The sequence below is a fragment of the Streptomyces sp. NPDC092952 genome (assembly GCF_044754785.1).
Lineage (GTDB): Bacteria > Actinomycetota > Actinomycetes > Streptomycetales > Streptomycetaceae > Streptomyces.
Genome location: NZ_JBIVPT010000019.1, coordinates 100,408 through 115,205 on the forward strand (window position 1 = coordinate 100,408; position 14,798 = coordinate 115,205).

Below are 14,798 nucleotides of genomic sequence, written 5' to 3' on the forward strand. Positions count from 1 at the left end.
GGGCGGCCCGGTCAGACGGCCGCCGCGACGCGTTCCGCAGCGGCTATGCCGAAGGTGCGGTGCGCGGTCCTGGCGACGAGGAAGGAGATGTCCTCGTCGGTGAGCCCGTGCGCCTTGGCGTTGGCGATGTGCCGGACCAGGGGCCGGGAACCGGCGGCCACCACGCCGTTCTCCTCGTACCACAGCGCGTTGTCCCCGGTGTGGTGCAGCGAGCGTCCGCCGAGCCGTGCGGAGTCGCAGCGGTCGGTCATGATCATCGCGTTGCGGGGGCCCATGAGCTGGACCGCGCGGGTGGCCAGGGCCAGATCCACGTGCTCGCCGTCGAAGTTGATGCACGCGGAGATCCGGCCGTCGACCGCCTGCTTGATGATGGCTCCGGGCACCGGCCCGGCCATCTCGGCGATGTTGTCCAGGGTCCAGTTCGGCAGGTCGTAGGAGGCGATGACCTCGTCGCGCTGGGCCCGTGCCCGGTCGGTGCGGAAGGCGTGCCGGATGTTGAGCGGCATGTCGTTGAAGAGGTGGTCGGTGGTCACGCGCACACCCGTGCCGTTCCACTCCGAACGGTGGGCGGTCTCCACGATGGCGTCGACGGTGGCCGCGCTGCGGGCCGGGTCGTCACGGGTGAAGTGCCCCAGCGCGGGGCGGACACCGTGCGCGAGCAGGGTGGGCACGATCCACTCGAAGTCGCTCTCCCGCAGGTGGGGGTCGTCCTGCAGCACCGACTCGGGCGAGTAGGCGTCCGGGGAGACCACCGTGTAGACCAGCCCGTGGTCGCCGAGCGAGGCCAGCCGCTCCCACTCGCCCCGGCTGGGCGCCCACACCGTGGACTGCGGGGTGCCGCCGCGGTGCGAGAGCAGCGGCCCCTCCAGCGCCACTCCGGGTATGTGCGTGAGCAGACCGTCCGCGCGCTTGGCGGCGTACCGCCGCATGAAGTCCTCGAACTCCCCGAGGCGGTCACGATGCAGATACATCGTCGGAAGGGCCAGTACGCCCTCGCCGGCGCACCACATGTCCAGCCGGTCCAGGTCGACGCGTGTGAAGTCGGAGAAGTCCACGTCGCCGAAACCGTGGCAGTGCACTTCGACCGGTCGCATTCCGTTTTCGTCGAGCGGGAACGGGGCGGGGCCCTGGGAGATGGGCATGGATTCCATGATGGTGTTGCTCCTTCTTCTTTCCGGGGAAACCCTGTGCATATTTCCGGCAGGTATTCCTCGCGATGAGATGCGGAACTTCCAAGAGTCTGCGGGGAAGTCGAGCCGCATCGCCAGAGGATCTGGCAATCACTTAGCTGCATTGCAGGAAGATGAGGGCGCGCCGGGAACCGGGTCCTGCCTAGGCTCGGCGCGTCGGAACCCGCTCGGGCTTTTCCTTCCTCGCTCCGCACGGCACGTACAAGGCGGCCGGTCACGAGAGAGACCCGCCTGCACAGTGCCGCGGGTGCCAGGTACGGAGGCCCCCTCATCTCCCGGAAGGGAGCGCCCATGGTGTCGTCCGAGACAGGACCTGAGCAGGTAGTCCCCCAAGCGAGCCGGGGTCGTCGCGTACTCCTCTCCAGCGTCTCCTCCGATTCCCACACCTGGAATCTGGTCTATCTCCAGCTGCTGCTGGAGGAATGGGGACACGAAGTGCACAACGTCGGTGCCTGTGTGCCCGACGAGCTGCTGATCTCGCGGTGCCGGGACTACGCCCCCGACCTCGTCGTCATCAGCACGGTCAACGGCCACGGAGCCGCGGACGGAGCACGGATGATCCGCCGGCTGCGGGCCCTGAAGGGATGGGAACGACTCCCCGTGGTCATCGGCGGCACGATCGGCACTCGCGCCGCGGCCGCCGGCACGTACGCACCGGAACTCCTCGAAGCCGGATTCACCGCGGTCTTCGAGAACGGCTCCGGCATGAGGGAGTTCTGCCACTACGTGAGCACCGTGCCGGCCGGCACCCTGCTCGCGGCGGGCAGCCGGTGAGTGTCCGGGGAACAGCCCCCAACACCGCCACCCCGTCCTTCGGCCGATCCGTGGCCGAGGCGGCCCGGACCGGCGAGCTCGTGGTGCAGCCGCGGATGGGGATCGCCGAGCCGTCCGCCATGCGGGCCGGCCTCCTCGCCGTCCACCGGAGCCGCGCCCGCACGGCCGGAACCCTCACCCTGGACAGCTACACCCGGGTCGGCGACCTGCGCGCGGCACGGCGCGCGGTACGCGCCGGCGAGGAACTCAACGGCTACCCGATTATCACCCACGGACCGGCGGTCACCCGGGAACTCCTCCGGGACCTGGACGGCTTCCCCGTCCAGGTACGGCACGGCTCGGCCCGCCCGCTCGGGATCGTGGGCGCCCTGCTCGACGCCGGACTGGACGCCACCGAGGGCGGACCGGTCTCGTACTGCCTCCCCTACGGCCGTACGCCGCTGAGGGAATCCGTCGAGGCATGGGCGCGGTGCTGCGAACTTCTGGCCGAACGCTCGCCCACAGCCCATCTGGAGACCTTCGGGGGGTGCATGCTGGGCCAGCTGTGCCCGCCCTCGCTGCTGGTGGCCCTGTCGCTGCTGGAGGGGCTCTTCTTCCGCCAGCACGGGCTGCGGGACGTCTCGCTGAGCTACGCCCAGCAGACGGACTTCGAACAGGACGCCGCCGCCGTAGCCGCGCTGCGCCGACTGTCCGACGAGTACCTGGGCGATGTCCGCCGCCACATCGTGCTCTACACGTACATGGGGGTCTTCCCGCGTACCGAGCCGGGGGCGATGGCCCTGCTGCGCGACAGCGCCCGGCTTGCCGTGCGCACCGGCGCCGAACGGCTGCTGGTCAAGACACCCGCGGAGGCGCACCGGATCCCCACGGTCCGGGACAATGTGCGCTCCCTGGAAGCGGCCGCCCGTGCGGCCCGGCAGGCTCGTGCCGAGGGGCTCCACCTCCTGGGCCCGGCACCCGACGACGGCGTGCTCGACGAGGCCCGCACGCTCGTGGAGGCGGTGCTCGAACTCGGCCCCGACATCGGGCGGGCGCTCGTCACGGCGTTCACGCGCGGCCTTCTCGACGTCCCGTACTGCCTGCACGACGACAACGCCCGACGTGCCCGTGGCGTGCTCGGCGGCGACGGCCGGCTCCACTGGCTCCGCACCGGCGCCATGCCGATCCGCCCGTCGCGGGCGGCGGGGCACGGGGGGACACGCGCCGACGACCTGCTGGGGATGCTCTCGCACATCCAGACCGTCTACGACAGCGAACCCCTGGACTGGACGCGCGACGACACGAACGGCCCGGAACACCTCTTCCCACACGACGCAAGGAGTGCGCTGTGAACACATCTCAGGCACCGTCCCGGCAGGAGCCCCACACCATCGTGGTCGTCGGCACCGGGCCGCGCGGGCTGTCGGTCCTGGAGCGGCTGGCCGTGCGGCTGCGCGAGACCGCGGAGCAGGACCCCAGCCCCGTCACCATCTACGCCGTGGACTCCGTGGAGGTCGGAGCCGGCCGCATCTGGCGCACGGACCAGGAGCCCTGGTTCGCGATGAACACGGTGATCGGCCAGGTCACCATGTTCTCCGGAGGGCCGGACGGCGGCCGCCCGCGTCCCGGCGCGGGCCCCTCGCTGGGACAGTGGCTGCACGAGTACGCCCCGGAGCGGGCACGCCCCGGGGACGGCCACGATCCGCACGACTTCGCCTCCCGCCTGGAGTACGGCCGATATCTGCGGTTCGTCTACCGAACACTCACCGATGAGATGCCGCCACACATACGGTTGATACCGGTGGTCGGCCGGGTCACCTCGGTCCGACCCGGCCAGGACGGGCGCTACCTGGTGTCGATGGACACGCGGCGCGCCCTGGAGGCCGACCGGGTGGTGCTCGCCACCGGCCACCCGGAGAACGAGCCGGACGCGTTCGACGGGGCCATGGCGGAATTCGCCGAGGGGCGCCCCGGTGTGCACTACGTCCAGGGCAACTCCGCCGCCGACATGGACCTGGCCGCACTGGTGCCCTCCGGCGGGAGCGTCGCCGTGCGGGGAATGGGCCTGTCCTTCTACGACGTGCTGATGTCACTGACGGTGGGGCGCGGCGGCCGGTTCGTCCGGGACGGGAACGACCGGCTGCGCTACGAGCCGGACGGGAGCGAGCCGACGATCGTGGCAGGTTCCCGCAGCGGACTGCCCATTCCCTCCCGCGGCCACAGCCAGAAGGCACCCAACTACGTGCACCGGGGAGCCTTCCTGACCGACGACGCCGTCGCCGCGGCCCGGGACCGGCGCAGGCGGGCGGGCGGCAGCGGGCAGCTCGACTTCGGCGAGGACCTGCTGCCCCTGGTGGAACAGGAGATCCGGCACGTCTACTACACGGGACTCATGCGCTCCCGGCACGGCGCACAGGCGGCGGAGAAGTTCGCCTCCCGCTACGCGTCGGAGGTGCACGCCGGAGGCGACGGCACCGGGGCGGTCGCGGAGGCCGGGCTCGCCGACGCCCCGGAGCTCGACCTGCGCCGCCTGGCCAGGCCCTTCGAGGGCGAGCGCTTCGGCGATCCGCGGGAGTGGCGCCACCGGGTCGTCGACGTGCTCCGGAAGGACCTCGACGAGGCCGCCCTGGGCACGGTCGACGGACCGCTGAAGGCGGCTCTGGACACCCTGCGCGATCTTCGCGGGGTACTGCGCTCCGCGGTGGACTACGGAGGGCTGCTGCCGGGGTCGTACGACCGGGACTTCCGCCGCGGCTACGTACCGGTCAACGCGCTGCTCTCGGCGGGGCCGCCCATGGTCCGCACGGAGCAACTGCTGGCCCTGATGGACTGCGGGATCGTCGAAGTGGCGGGCCCGGGAACCGAGTTCGGGACGGACGAGGAAGCCGGTCGGTTCACGGCGCACTCGCCCCAGGTCGAGGGGTCCCGGCGATGGGCCGATGTGTTCGTCGACGCCCGGATTCCCTCACCGGACCTGGGACGGGACCTCTCGCCGCTGACCCGGCAGCTGCTCTCCGACGGACTGGTACGGCAGTTCGTCAACCGGGACCCGGCCACCGGCGAGGAGTTCGCCACCGGCGGGCTCGACGTCGAGCGGGGCTCGTTCCGGGTCGTCGACGCGCAGGGCAGGGCGCACCGCGGCCTGTTCGCCCTGGGAATCCCCACCGAGCACGTGCGCTGGTTCACCCAGATCGGCAACGGGCGCCCCGGACTGAACACCGAGTTCCGAAAGGTGGCCGACGCGGTGGCGGCCGAACTGCTCCCCACCCGGACCACCGACGACGCGCACACCCAGCGGCGTGTCGCCGCACGAGCATGAAAGGGCCGACGAACATGCCCCGAGACGAGTCCGAGGCGACCCGCGCCTTCCGGGCGGCACGGGATGTACTACTGGAGCACCGGGAGGACCTGGAGGGGGCCCGCCGGGCCTTCGCCTGGCCCCGCCCGGAGCACTTCAACTGGGCCCTGGACTGGTTCGACGTCGTCGCCGAGGGCAGCACGGCGCCGGCGCTGCGCGTCCTGGGGCCCGCCGCGGACGGCTCGGCCGACGCAGAGGTCTCCTACGCGCACATGTCGCGCCGCTCCGACCAGGTGGCCGTGTGGCTGCGCGGGATCGGAGTACGCCGGGGCGACCACCTGCTGGTGGTGATGCACAACCGGGTCGAACTCTGGGAGACGCTGCTCGCAGCCATGAAGCTCGGTGCCGTGGTCGTACCCACGTACACCACGACGACCGGCCCCGAACTCGCCGACCGGATCGAGCGCGCGGAGATCCGGCACGTGGTGGCGGAGGCCGGGACGGTGCCGAGGTTCGACGGGATCGGCGGCACCTGGACGCGGCTGGTGGTCGGCGGGGAGGCCGAGGGGTGGCTGCCGTTCGAGGAATCCCTGCGGGCCGGGCAGGAGTTCGTGCCGGACGGACCCACGAGGTCCGACGAACCGCTCTTCCGCTATTTCACCTCGGGCACCACGTCCCGCCCGAAGATGGTGGAGCACACCCACCTCAGCTACCCGGTGGGCCACCTCTCCGGGATGTACTGGAACGGCGTGCGCCGCGGGGACCGGCACCTCAACGTCTCCGCGCCGGGCTGGGCCAAGCACGCCTGGAGCTCCTTCTTCGTGCCGTGGAGCGCGCAGGCCACCGCGGTCGCCCTGGCGACCCCCCGGCCGGGGCCGCGGGAGGTGCTGACCGCGCTGCGCACGCGGGCCATCACCACGGTGTGCGCACCGCCCACCGTGTGGCGCGGCATGGTCCAGGAGGGGCTGGGGCCCCGGCCGCCGGCACTGCGGGAGGCCACCGCGGTCGGCGAGTCGCTGGAACCCGCGCTCTTCCACGCCGTGCACGAGGCGTGGGGGCTCCAGGTGCGGGACGGTTTCGGGCAGACCGAGACGACGGCGCAGATCGGCAACCCGCCGGGCCGCACCGTCCGCCCCGGCCGGATGGGTTGGGCGCTTCCCGGGTACGACCTGCGACTGCTCGACCGGGAGACCGGGGCCGAGGTACCGGACGGCACCCCGGGGGAGCTCTGCGTGCGGCTGTCGCCCGCGCCGGCCGGAATGATGACCGGATACGCGGGCGACGAGGCCAAGACCTCTCAGGCGTTCCGGGACGGCCACTACCACACCGGCGATCTGGTGCTGCGGCACGAGGACGGCTCGTACGCGTACGTCGGACGCACCGACGACATGTTCAAGTCCTTCGACAACCGGATCTCCCCGCTGGAGCTGGAGCGCGCTCTGCTGCACAGTCCCGCCGTCGGCCAGGCCGCAGTCGTGCCGGTACCGCATCCGGTGGGTCTGTGGCAGGCCAAGGCGTACGTGGTCCCCGCCCGCGGGCACCACCCCGGGGCGGAGACGGCGCGCATGGTCTTCGACGAGATGACCCGGCTGCTGCCGAGCGAGAAGTGGGTGCGGCTGCTGGAGTTCACCACCGAACTCCCGCTCACCGCCTCAGGAAAGATCCGCCGCGCCGAACTGCGCGACCGCACGCGGAGCACGGGCACGGTCCACGAATGGCTCGGCGCGGAGGGAGGAGCGCGGTGAGCGCGCCGGACCCGCTGCTCTGCCTCTGCGCCCACGTACCCGAGTCCGAGGTGGTGGCCGCGGTGGCGGCGGGAGCCACGGACGTGACCGCGGTGGGCACGGCCACGGAGGCCGGCACCGGCTGCGGCGACTGCGTGGTCGACATCGAGGACGTGCTGGCCGAGCGGGCCGCCGCGGTGCCCGCCTCCTCGGCCCGGTAGCCGCGCGCCCGGTCCCGTCGCCCGGCACGGCGACGGGACCGGGCCCGGCCGTGGGAAGCGGTGACCGGCCAGACGTCACGAACCCATCGGGCAATACGATCAGTTGGCATCGCGGGCACATGGCACGGCATACGATTCGGCCGTACGGAGGACGAACCGCACGCCTTTCGCGACGGCTACGACATCACCATCGGGTTGGACCGCGACGCGTACGACATGAAGCGAGAAGGAACATGAACACCAGCTCCGAGCTCGAAGCCGAGATCCGCAGCGGCATACCGCACTCCGCCCGCGTGTGGAACTACTGGATCGGCGGCAAGGACCACTACCCCGTCGACCAGGAGCTGGGCGACCAGGTCATCGCCAGCTATCCCCAGACCCGGGATCTCGCCCGGGCGTCGCGCGCCTTCCAGGCCCGTGCCGTGCGGTACTTGGCGGGTGAGGCGGGAATCACCCAGTTCCTCGACATCGGAACCGGCCTCCCCGTGCAGAACAGCACCCACGAGGTCGCCCAGAGCATCCGGCCGACGGCGCGCATCGTCTATGTCGACAACGACCCGCTGGTCCTGGCCCACGCGCGCGCCCTGCTGACGAGCGCGCCGGAAGGCGTGACGGACTACGTGCACGCCGACATGCTCGACGCCGAGCGGGTGCTCCAGGAAGCCGCGCAGACCCTGGACATGACCCGGCCGGTGGCCGTCATGGTGCTGTCCACCCTCGGCCACGTCGAACCTCAGGCCGGCATCGACCTCATGCGCCGGTACCTGGCCGGTGTGCCCGAGGGCAGCCACCTGGTGCTGTGCGACACCGTCGCCACCCCGCAGACACTCGCGGCCCAGGAGGCGTACGCGGCGGGGGACACCCCGCCCTACCTGGTGCGCCGGCCCGAGGAGATCCTCGCGAGCGCCGACGGTATGGAGCTGGTGGAGCCGGGGTTCGGTTCCATTTCGCTGTGGCGCCCGGAGCCGGGCGACGACACCTCCGAGCCGGTCGACCAGTGGGGTTTCGTCGCCCGTAAATGACGGGCCGCCCCGCCGCGTCCACGGAAGGGCGGGTGAGCGGCGGAGCCGCCCGTGCACGGCGGTGAACCGTGGCACACTGCGCGCCACCGGCCCGTGCCGGCCGTGCCGCTCCCGAGGAGGTCCCATGCCCGCTCCCGCCACCAGGAAACGAACGGTCGCGGCGGTCCACGCCGCCCCGGTGTTCATGGACACCGGGGCGACGGTCGACAAGGCCGTCGCCCTGATCGAGCGGGCCGGCCGGGAAGGCATCGACCTGCTGGTGTTCCCGGAGACCTTCGTGCCGGGCTACCCGTACTGGATCGAGGCGTACGCCCCGCTGGACCAGCAGGGGGCCGACGCCGCCTACGCCGGGGCGTCCGTCGAGGTGCCGGGCCCCGAGATCGCCCGGGTCCGGTCGGCCTGCCGACGGGCGGGTACCGGGGTGGTCCTCGGCGTCAGCGAACGCCTCGCATCGACCCGTACCTGCTTCAACAGCCAGGTCTTCATCGACCCCGACGGGACCCTGCTCGGAGTGCACCGCAAGCTCCAGCCCACCTACGCGGAACGCATGGTGTGGGCCCAGGGCGGCGGCGCCACGCTCCGTGTGTTCGACAGCGCGCTCGGCAGGATCGGCGGTCTGGCCTGCTGGGAGCACACCATGAACCTGGCCCGGCAGGCCCTGGTCGCCCAGGGGCAGGAGATCCACGCGGCGGCCTGGCCCGGACTGTCCACCATGGCCGGTTTCGAGGCCGTCGCCGACGTACAGATCGACGCGATGATGAAGACCCACGCCCTCACCGCCCAGGCGTTCGTGGTCTCCGCGGGCAATCCGGTCGACCGGACGTGCCTGGACTGGATGGCGGCCAACCTCGGCCCGCAGAAGCACATCACCGAGGGCGGCGGCTGGTCGGCGGTGATCCACCCCTTCACCCAGTATCTCGCGGGCCCGCACACCGGCCCCGAGGAACGGCTCGTCACGGCGGAGATCGACCTCGACGACCTGAACGCCGTCAAGGTCTGGGTCGACTCGCGCGGCCACTACGCACGACCGGAGATCCTCGGCCTGCGCGTCGACCACCGGCCGCTCTGGCACGACGAGACCGACCACCGTTGGCCCCTGGCCCCGGACGACGACGGGCCCGCCACCACCGACGGAACGGACTGACCGGGGCGGCCCGCACACCGACCCGGGGGTGCGGGCCGCCGGAGCAGGTTCCCGTCGGAGGCCGCGCCGGATCCCTTCAACGGCGTGGCCCGCACCATCGACTTCACGGAGCACAGCGGCCCTCCGATGTGCGGTGCGGGGTGGGTGAGGTACATCGCTGATGCACCGGGCCGGACGATCGGCGCCGGTGGACCCTCAACGGGTGGCGAGGAGACCGGACACCAGGGCCCGGAGCCCGTCCATGTAGGTGTCGTCGCCGGTGAGCGGGGCCCAGCGGTCGGCGACCTCCGCCAACCGGGGCAGCTCGTCCGGATCGAGACCGCCGAATACCTGCTCCCGGTAGGTCGCACGGTCGTCGTCCGCGCGCCGCCGGGCCGCTGTCGCCCGGACCACGATCTCTCCGGCGGTGTAGTACCAGATCGCACGGTAGCCGTGCACGGCCCGCTCGGGGGACAGTCCGCATTCGACCAGGCCGTCGACCATCTGCTCGACGAACCACAGCGCGGACGCCGACATCAGGTCATCGGCGGTCAGCACCTCCACGATCCAGGGACAGGCGGCGAGCGCCTCATGGACCGCGGCGGCGGCGCCGACGACGCGCTCGCGGGGGTCGGCGGGCGGTTCGGGCCGACGCAACGCCCGCGCGGCGTAGTCGTCCAGTAGCAGGACCAGCAGCTCTTCCTTGTTGCGGACGTGGTGGTAGAGCGCCATCGGCGTGCTGCCGACCTCCGTGGCCAGCCGCCGCATGGTCAGCTGGTCCACACCTTCCTCGGTCACGATCCGGCGGGCCGTCCCGATGACCTCTTCCCGGGAGAGACGGGGCGGTCTGCCAGGGGATCTGTGCGGTGCGGGCGGCTGCGGCATGTCCCCCATCATTCCCCAGGTATCGACAGTCGCGGTCCCCCGAAGCTAGTTTCTTTACATGTATAAAAATTTACGAGGACGACCCGGGGTGGCGCTGGCGGCCGCGGCCGTCGCCCAGTTCGTCTTCGCCCTGGACATGTCGGTGGTCAACGTCGCACTGCCGGTGATCCGCACCGCGTTGGGATTCGCGCCGCTCGATCTGTCGTGGATCGTGCACGGCTACGCGCTCACCTTCGGTGGGCTCCTGCTGCTGGGGGGCCGCGCCTGCGACCTGTACGGCCACCGTCGGCTGCTCATGGGGGGTCTGGCCTTCTTCGGGCTGTGCTCGCTGGCGGGCGGACTGGCCCAGGCCCCCTGGCAACTGATCGCCGCCCGTGCCGGCCAGGGGCTGGGTGCTGCCGCGGCCGCCCCGGCAGCGCTGGGGATGCTCATGTCCGTTTTCCCCGAGGGCCCCCGGCGGGTGCGGGCGCTCGGGGTGTGGAGCGCGGTGAACGCCGCAGGCGGAGCACTGGGGGTACTGGCAGGTGGTCTGCTGACCGAGTACGCGGGTTGGCGCTGGGTGATGCTGGTCAACCTGCCCATCGTCGCGGCGGCTCTCGTGTTGGTCATGGCAGTCGGAACAGCCGGGGCCCGGACCGGCCGACGCGAAAGGCTGGACGTACTCGGCGCGGTCCTCGCGACCGGCGGAGTCGGGCTGCTGGTGTTCGGCGTCGTCCGCACCGACACCCGAGGATGGGCGTCCCCGGCCACCGTGGCGACGCTCGTCGCGGCGGCCGCGCTCCTGGCCGCCTTCGCCTTCGTCGAATCAAGGGCCGCCGAGCCGCTGCTCCGCCTCGGCCTGCTGCGCAGTCGCTGGGTGGCCGGCGCCAACCTGCTGGTCTTCCTGGCCGCGGCCGGGCAGTTCGCTGCGGCCTACTTCGTGTCCCTGTACATGCAGCAGGTCCTGGGCCTGGGCGCCGCGACCACCGGTGCCGCATTCCTGCCCTTCTCCGCCAGCCTGGTCGCGGGCACCGTCCTGGCAACCCGCGTCACCGCGGCACGCACCCCCCGAGCGGCTCTGGTGCCCGGCGCCCTGCTGGCCGCCGTGGGCCTGGCCTGGTTCGCCTGCATCAGCCCCGGCGGCAGCTTCCTCACCGACGTGCTCGGCCCCTGCCTCGTCACCGGCGTCGGTGTCGGACTGGTCCTGGCCCCGGTCGCCGCCGCCGCGACAGCCGGCGTCGCCTCCGGGGAAGCAGGCATGGCCTCCGGCCTCTTCAACAGCTCCCGTCAACTCGGCGGCTGTGTCGGTTTGGCCGCCCTGGCCACCGTCGCCGCGCTCCGCACCGGCCCGGCCACCGACCCCGCCGCGCTCAACGGCGGCTACGCCCTGAGCCTCGCCGTTGCCTCCTGCCTCTTCGTGCTCGCGGCGGTCGTGGCGATCGGGGTGCTGCCCCGGAGCCGGGCCGCCGTACCTGACTCGCAACCGATCGCTGTGACGACGAACCGACCGGAAGGAACCCTGTAATGACGACGGCCCTCGTCGACCTCTTCTCCTCCGCGTTGCAGTTCCGCCCCGACGGAGGTGTCCGAGCCGCCGAACGGCAGATGACGAACGGTGACACCAACGCCTGGCAGATCGCGACCTTCCACGTGGAGACCGATGCCGACGTCCACGCCGACCACTGGGAGATGCATCCGGAGGCCGAGGAAGCGGTGTGCTGCCTGAGCGGTGGCGTTCGCCTCTACTTCAGTCCCACTACGCCTGACGGGGCGGAGGAGATGGTGCGGTTGCGGGCAGGTACTGCCGTGATCGTTCCCCGTGGCCGCTGGCACCGTCTGGAACTGGACGCCCCCAGTGACCTGATGTCGGTCACCCTTCGCCACGGCACGCGCCTCGAAAGGCGCACCGACCCGCGCTGACCCCCGACGCCCCCGTCCCCGGTCGTCCCTGGCCCCGGCCCGAGCGTGCCTCACGTCCACAGCTGGTCCCCGAGGGACCCGGAGGGTGCCGCGCCGGGCAGGACGTAGGCCACGGCCGAGGCCCGGTGCTGGAGGAACGGGTTGAGGGCGTCACGGTCGGCCAGGCGGTTCTGGACGCGGGTGAACCGGCCGGGGTCGCGCATGAAGGCGCAGAAGAGGAGGCCCCGGTCGTCCGGCCCGTCGTCGTAGCTGTAGCTGCGGCGGAGCATCCGGGCGCCGCCGTCGAAGCGGGGGCTGGCCAGGCGCACATGGGCGGTGGCGGGAACGACATAGGAACCGTCGGGGTGCTTGGCGTAGATGTCCGGCTCGTCGTGCTCGGCGGTGCCGCCGAGGGCGACGCCGTCGCGGGTGCGGCGGCCGACCGCCCGGTCACGGTGGCTCTCGGGGAGGGCCGCGAAGCCGGTGACGTCCATGTGGATCCTGCGGTAGACGAGGACGGTGCCGTTCCCGTGTGCTCCGGGAGGGCCCCAGACCCACTGCTCGGCCGCCGCGCGATCGGGGTTGGCGGTGCCGTCCTTGGAGCCGAAGAGGTTGCGCGGGGTGGTGCCCGGGGCGGTGGGCGGCAGGAAGCCGGACTGGCTCCAGCGGCACACGGCCCCGGCCGTGCGCGCGGCCCCGACGACGAGTTCGGCGACCACGGTGAGCGTCCAGCGGTCGGCCGCGCAGAGCTGGACCAGCAGGTCGCCGCCGCTGCGGCGCGGGTCGAGACGGTCACCGGGAAACGGCGGCAACTCGCCCAAAACGGAGGGGACATCGAGCCCGAGCCGGTCGGCGAGCGCGGGGCCGATGCCGACCAGGGAGGTGAGCCGGGTCGTGCCACCGCTCTGGAGCCGCAGGTCCTTCGGGGTGTCGGAGGCCGCGGTGGCCAGTACCCCGGTCAGCTCGCCGAGGACACCGCGGAGCGCCTTCCGCCCGGCGGCGGCCGAAGTCCTGGGGAGGTCGAGGGCGAGCAGCTGCGTCGCCGGCTGCTGGGGAGCCGTGACCCCGGCCTGCCGGACGCCGTGGAAGGGAATCGCGGCGCTCGCCCCCGGGGGGCCGGAGGCACCACCACCCGCCCGGTCGTTCCTCACCAGTCCATCGGCCGCCGCTCCGGCCCCGACGGCGAGCACTGCCCCGGCCGCGAACAGGGCCCGCCGTCGTCCTGGACCGGTCGCCGGGGGGCGGGGCGGATCCTGCGCATTTCCCTGTTCGGTGGGCATAGCCCTATTGGAGACGATAAAACATCTGCCATGCAAACCCTGTCCACAGCAAGCCTGTTGAACCGTTCGGCATTACGGAAAGCGGCGTTCCGGGCGACGCTGAGGCTGTCGGCACTGGCCGTCTCGGCCGTGCTGGCGGCCACCGGATGTTCCGGCACGGGAGCGAAGTCCGAGGACGCGCGGCATCCGGCGGGGAGCGTACTGCGGGTCCCGCAGGACTTCCGCACGGTGCAGCAGGCGGTGGACGTCGCCCGCGCGGGCGAGACGGTGCTGGTCGGACCCGGTGTGTACCGGGAGAGCGTGCGCATCACCAAGGACCGCCTGGTGCTCCGCGGGACGGACCGCAACAAGGTGGTCCTCGACGGCGGTCTGCGCCGGGCCAACGGTGTCACCGTGACCGGCGCCGGAGCGGTGGTGGAGAACCTCACCGTGCACGGATACCTAGCCAACGGCGTCCTGTTCACCGGAGTCACCGACGAGCGGTTGCAGCAGCGCGGCGCCGGCGGTTCCGCCTACGACCCGCTGGACACCACCCGCTTCCCTCCCGTCCGGGGCTTTCGGGCGAGCCGGGTCACGGCGTACAACAACGGCCTGTACGGCATCTACGCCTTCGACGCGCGCGACGGTGTGATCGAGGACTCCTACGCCTCCGGGCACGCCGACTCGGGCATCTACGTCGGCCAGTGCAAGCCCTGCAACACCCTGGTCCACCGCAACACGGTGGAGCGCAACGCGGTCGGCATCGAACTGACCAACGCCTCGGACAACCTGTCGGTGCTGGGCAACCGCGTCGTCCGCAACCGGGTCGGCGTCACGGTCAACTCCAACGACCTGGAAGCCCTCGCCCCGCAGCACGGCGCGGTGATCGCCGGGAACGCCGTCGCCGACAACAACGCGGCCGACACACCGGAGCAGGCGGACGGGGGCTTCGGCATCGGAATCGGCATCGGAGGCGGGACCGGCAACCGCGTCCAGCGCAACCTGGTACGCGGCAACCGCGCGGCCGGAGTGATCGTCACCGACCCGCCGGGGCATCCGGCGAGCGGCAACCAGGTCGAGGGCAACCGCGCCACCGGCAACGGCGTCGACCTCGTGCTGGCCTCCGCCGACCCCGGCAACTGCTTCACGGGCAACCGCCCCGGCACCCAGAGCCCGGGCGCCCTGGAGAACCGCGCGGGCTGCGGCACCCGGGGCCGGGGCAGGCTGCCCACGGGCCGCACCGCGTCGGTGCAGGCACCGCCGGGTGTGCCGTTCAGCCGCGTCCCGGCCCCACCGGCGCAGCCGTCCATGCCGGATCCGACGGTCCCGGGGCGCCCGGCGACCGGGCTGCCGGGCGCCGTCGACATGGCCGACTACCCCCTCCCGAAGAACGCGGACGCCGTACCGCACACACACTGAGCACGGCGCGGTGCGGTACGGGAGAC

Annotated in this window: 13 protein-coding genes; 10 read left to right on the forward strand and 3 right to left on the reverse strand. The window is 72.2% G+C overall.

Annotated elements, in window-relative coordinates; genetic code table 11:
* Positions 1–11 precede the first annotated feature (11 nt).
* Positions 12–1,151 (reverse strand): hypothetical protein, encoded by a 1,140-nt coding sequence (locus tag ACIQGQ_RS31285; RefSeq protein WP_402402132.1) that lies wholly within the window; start codon positions 1,149–1,151, stop codon positions 12–14.
* Between the two features lie 330 nt (positions 1,152–1,481).
* Between ACIQGQ_RS31285 and ACIQGQ_RS31290 the strand changes: the two genes are divergently transcribed.
* The 7 genes from ACIQGQ_RS31290 (at position 1,482) to ACIQGQ_RS31320 (ending at position 9,352) form a co-directional block, all read left to right on the forward strand.
* Positions 1,482–1,964 (forward strand): cobalamin B12-binding domain-containing protein, encoded by a 483-nt coding sequence (locus ACIQGQ_RS31290; protein WP_402402135.1) that lies wholly within the window; start codon positions 1,482–1,484, stop codon positions 1,962–1,964.
* Positions 1,961–3,295, forward strand: a complete 1,335-nt coding sequence (locus tag ACIQGQ_RS31295; RefSeq protein WP_402402138.1) for a methylaspartate mutase — start codon at positions 1,961–1,963, stop codon at positions 3,293–3,295. Before ACIQGQ_RS31290 ends, ACIQGQ_RS31295 begins: the two co-directional genes overlap by 4 nt.
* Positions 3,292–5,262, forward strand: coding sequence for an FAD/NAD(P)-binding protein (locus ACIQGQ_RS31300; protein WP_402402141.1), 1,971 nt, complete (start codon positions 3,292–3,294; stop codon positions 5,260–5,262). The genes ACIQGQ_RS31295 and ACIQGQ_RS31300 overlap by 4 nt, the downstream gene beginning before the upstream one ends.
* Positions 5,263–5,276: 14 nt before the next feature.
* Entirely contained in the window at positions 5,277–6,986 is a 1,710-nt protein-coding gene (locus ACIQGQ_RS31305; protein ID WP_402402144.1) for an AMP-binding protein, read from the forward strand.
* Entirely contained in the window at positions 6,983–7,186 is a 204-nt protein-coding gene (locus ACIQGQ_RS31310) for a (2Fe-2S)-binding protein (RefSeq protein WP_402402147.1), read from the forward strand. The genes ACIQGQ_RS31305 and ACIQGQ_RS31310 overlap by 4 nt, the downstream gene beginning before the upstream one ends.
* 233 nt (positions 7,187–7,419) lie before the next feature.
* On the forward strand, positions 7,420–8,208 hold the full coding sequence (locus tag ACIQGQ_RS31315) for an SAM-dependent methyltransferase (protein WP_402402150.1): 789 nt from the start codon (positions 7,420–7,422) through the stop codon (positions 8,206–8,208).
* 124 nt (positions 8,209–8,332) lie between these two features.
* On the forward strand, positions 8,333–9,352 hold the full coding sequence (locus ACIQGQ_RS31320) for a carbon-nitrogen hydrolase family protein (RefSeq protein WP_402402153.1): 1,020 nt from the start codon (positions 8,333–8,335) through the stop codon (positions 9,350–9,352).
* A gap of 195 nt (positions 9,353–9,547) precedes the next feature.
* Here the strand turns inward: ACIQGQ_RS31320 and ACIQGQ_RS31325 are convergent, their stop codons facing one another.
* Positions 9,548–10,216 carry a TetR/AcrR family transcriptional regulator gene (locus tag ACIQGQ_RS31325; protein WP_402402155.1) on the reverse strand — a complete coding sequence of 223 codons (669 nt, stop codon included), beginning with the start codon at positions 10,214–10,216 and terminating at the stop codon, positions 9,548–9,550.
* Positions 10,217–10,274: 58 nt separating this feature from the next.
* On the opposite strand from ACIQGQ_RS31325, the gene ACIQGQ_RS31330 reads away from it, so the two are divergent.
* Positions 10,275–11,720 (forward strand): MFS transporter, encoded by a 1,446-nt coding sequence (locus ACIQGQ_RS31330; RefSeq protein WP_402402158.1) that lies wholly within the window; start codon positions 10,275–10,277, stop codon positions 11,718–11,720.
* Complete coding sequence (locus ACIQGQ_RS31335) at positions 11,720–12,115, forward strand: cupin domain-containing protein (RefSeq protein ID WP_402402161.1); 396 nt, start codon at positions 11,720–11,722, stop codon at positions 12,113–12,115. Before ACIQGQ_RS31330 ends, ACIQGQ_RS31335 begins: the two co-directional genes overlap by 1 nt.
* Positions 12,116–12,165: 50 nt before the next feature.
* Here the strand turns inward: ACIQGQ_RS31335 and ACIQGQ_RS31340 are convergent, their stop codons facing one another.
* Positions 12,166–13,374 (reverse strand): Dyp-type peroxidase, encoded by a 1,209-nt coding sequence (locus tag ACIQGQ_RS31340; RefSeq protein WP_402402163.1) that lies wholly within the window; start codon positions 13,372–13,374, stop codon positions 12,166–12,168.
* A gap of 30 nt (positions 13,375–13,404) precedes the next feature.
* On the opposite strand from ACIQGQ_RS31340, the gene ACIQGQ_RS31345 reads away from it, so the two are divergent.
* Positions 13,405–14,772: a nitrous oxide reductase family maturation protein NosD gene (locus ACIQGQ_RS31345; RefSeq protein ID WP_402402166.1), complete on the forward strand. Its 1,368-nt coding sequence runs from the start codon at positions 13,405–13,407 to the stop codon at positions 14,770–14,772.
* Positions 14,773–14,798 lie beyond the last annotated feature (26 nt).

Excerpts from the sequence above, each read along its gene's own strand:
- ACIQGQ_RS31315 (WP_402402150.1), top strand. The coding sequence starts at position 7,420 with ATGAACACCAGCTCCGAGCTCGAAGCCGAGATCCGCAGCGGCATACCG.
- ACIQGQ_RS31340 (WP_402402163.1), bottom strand. The coding sequence starts at position 13,374 with ATGCCCACCGAACAGGGAAATGCGCAGGATCCGCCCCGCCCCCCGGCG.
- ACIQGQ_RS31345 (WP_402402166.1), top strand. The coding sequence starts at position 13,405 with ATGCAAACCCTGTCCACAGCAAGCCTGTTGAACCGTTCGGCATTACGG.
- ACIQGQ_RS31305 (WP_402402144.1), top strand. The coding sequence starts at position 5,277 with ATGCCCCGAGACGAGTCCGAGGCGACCCGCGCCTTCCGGGCGGCACGG.
- ACIQGQ_RS31330 (WP_402402158.1), top strand. The coding sequence starts at position 10,275 with ATGTATAAAAATTTACGAGGACGACCCGGGGTGGCGCTGGCGGCCGCG.
- ACIQGQ_RS31290 (WP_402402135.1), top strand. The coding sequence starts at position 1,482 with ATGGTGTCGTCCGAGACAGGACCTGAGCAGGTAGTCCCCCAAGCGAGC.
- ACIQGQ_RS31325 (WP_402402155.1), bottom strand. The coding sequence starts at position 10,216 with ATGCCGCAGCCGCCCGCACCGCACAGATCCCCTGGCAGACCGCCCCGT.
- ACIQGQ_RS31285 (WP_402402132.1), bottom strand. The coding sequence starts at position 1,151 with ATGGAATCCATGCCCATCTCCCAGGGCCCCGCCCCGTTCCCGCTCGAC.
- ACIQGQ_RS31320 (WP_402402153.1), top strand. The coding sequence starts at position 8,333 with ATGCCCGCTCCCGCCACCAGGAAACGAACGGTCGCGGCGGTCCACGCC.
- ACIQGQ_RS31335 (WP_402402161.1), top strand. The coding sequence starts at position 11,720 with ATGACGACGGCCCTCGTCGACCTCTTCTCCTCCGCGTTGCAGTTCCGC.